This is a genomic window from Nonomuraea diastatica (assembly GCF_004349015.1).
Lineage (GTDB): Bacteria > Actinomycetota > Actinomycetes > Streptosporangiales > Streptosporangiaceae > Nonomuraea > Nonomuraea diastatica.
The window spans coordinates 1-1941 of sequence record NZ_SMKP01000388.1; the positions used below are offsets into that span (position 1 = coordinate 1).

The window sequence follows — 1941 nt, forward strand, 5'->3', positions numbered from 1 at the left end:
GTGGTGACGGTGGACAGCCGGTCCAGCGGCCGGCGGCCGGACTCGATCAGGCGCAGCCACTCCTCGCCGTTGCCGCACAGCTCGGCGCAGGCGCGCATGGTGAGCCCGCGGCGCATACGCAAGGTGCATACGGCGGCGCCGATCTGCCGGTCGACCAGGTCGATCCGTGTGGTGCTCTTAATCATGGCGCGTCCTCATGTGATGGCCGTAATGTGCCCCCGACCGCACCGGATGCGTCGCTCTGGATGGGACGCTACCGGCCTATCCCTCGGCGAGCTAGGAGATTGACGATGATCGACGCCCGGCAGGATGTCCGAAAGCCCGTCTTGTACGTGATCGCGTGTGGCGGCCGTCCTGCAGGTGAGCTGCCGGACCTGGTGACCGCGTCGCAGGCGGAGGGCTGGACGGTGTGCGTGGTCACCACGCCGTCGGGGCAGAGGTTTGTGGATGGCAACCGGCTGGCGAAGCTGACGGGTTACCCGGTCCGGCAGGACTACAAGCGGCCCGAGGAACCGGACGCCCTGCCACCGGCCGATGCGATGGCGGTGGTGCCAGCGACGTTCAACACGATCAACAAGTGGGCGGGCGGAATCTCCGACACCCTCGCGCTGGGGCTGCTGAACGAGGCGGTAGGCATGGAGCTGCCGCTGGTCGCCGTGCCGTGGCCGAATGTGGCTCTGGCCCGCCACCCGGTGTTCCCGCTCAGCGTGGAGCGGCTGACCTCCTGGGGGATCTCGGTGTTGCTGGATCCGGTGCGGCTTCCCCAGCCCTCCTCTGGGGCGTCGGGGGCGGTCACGTTCCCTTGGGCGGAGCTGAAGGTGGAGCTGGCCCGGATGTACCAGGTGTGCGTGGAGCGCATCGCGAGAGCCTGACCGCGCGCGGGCGTCACCCCAGCGAGTGTGCGCAGTGGCGGCTCACTCGCCATTGGACTCGCTGGTGGCTGGCTGGCCGCTGGCGGGGGTGGGCGTGTGGCCAGCGCATAGGTTTCGCTGACCACCTCAGTTCGGTCACGAGAACCGAGGCCGAACGAGTTGGCGCGCGGTCGCGGGCAGGAGTACCGGCCAGATCCGAGTGCCGGTCGTCTGGAGGACTTCGGCATAGCCGCGACTGTCAGCCCTCATCACTGCCTGCCTCCGGGGTTGAGCTTTCGCGGTAGTACGACTTAGCACATGCAACGCAGGGCGACCATCCCCAACAGTTTGTTGGGTATCCGGTGAACAGGCAGACCTAACGTCGAGCCATGTCGAAGGATGCGGACCTGGAGGCACTCCTAGGCGTCACGGTTCATGTCAGGACAGTCGACGCGAGTCGCGGCACGCCGCGCTGAGTGACCCTTCATAGCTCCCATTCGCTCGCGTTTGAGTGAGCCCTTCGCTGCCCGGCCGATCAGCCGATCGGCTGTTCCATCACTGCTGGAGGTGTGTCAAATGTCCACTGCGCTGACGGAAACGCAGATCGCGTCTGTGTTCAATCTCGATCCCCGCGCCGGTGAGGCCGACAGGCCACAAGAAATGGTCACCGACAACGGCTGCGGCACGACGCCCAACTGCGCGTACTAGCCGCCCGGTCTGACTGCCCGTCACCGGGGCCCCTACTAGGCCCCGGTGACGGGACTCTCCCCCTTTTCATGTGGTTGTGCTCGCAGGAAGGGACGCTGTGGTCCGACTGTTCATCCCCCAGCCGACGGCGCTGGCCCGGATCGCGTTACGCTCAGCGGACGGCCCAACAGATGATCCGCTCCTGGCAGAGGGGATTTTTCTCGCCACCCGCCACACATGCGGCGAGCCTGGGGAGGACCCGACGGGGCGCGGTTAGGTTGCGTCCACAGGAGTGGTGTACGAGTTTGGCCTGATCACAGGCGTGGCGTCGTGAAATGAAGACGGCCATCGAGTGATCCTTCGAGTAGCTAGATCAAGATCGAAGGAGAACCAGTCGATGGCC

Annotated in this window: 3 protein-coding genes; 2 read left to right on the top strand and 1 reads right to left on the bottom strand. The window is 66.2% G+C overall.

The window, feature by feature from the left end; all coding sequences use genetic code 11:
- Positions 1-185: helix-turn-helix domain-containing protein (locus tag E1294_RS51765; RefSeq protein ID WP_165977997.1), on the bottom strand; the 185-nt coding region annotated here is incomplete at its 3' end.
- Positions 186-290: 105 nt separating this feature from the next.
- Here E1294_RS51765 and E1294_RS51770 point away from each other — a divergent pair.
- Positions 291-872: a flavoprotein gene (locus E1294_RS51770; RefSeq protein WP_132520672.1), complete on the top strand. Its 582-nt coding sequence runs from the start codon at positions 291-293 to the stop codon at positions 870-872.
- A 555-nt stretch (positions 873-1427) separates the two neighbouring features.
- The gene (locus E1294_RS57670) at positions 1428-1559 is read left to right on the top strand and encodes a hypothetical protein (RefSeq protein ID WP_281284639.1); all 132 of its coding nucleotides are present in this window, start codon (positions 1428-1430) and stop codon (positions 1557-1559) included.
- Positions 1560-1941 lie beyond the last annotated feature (382 nt).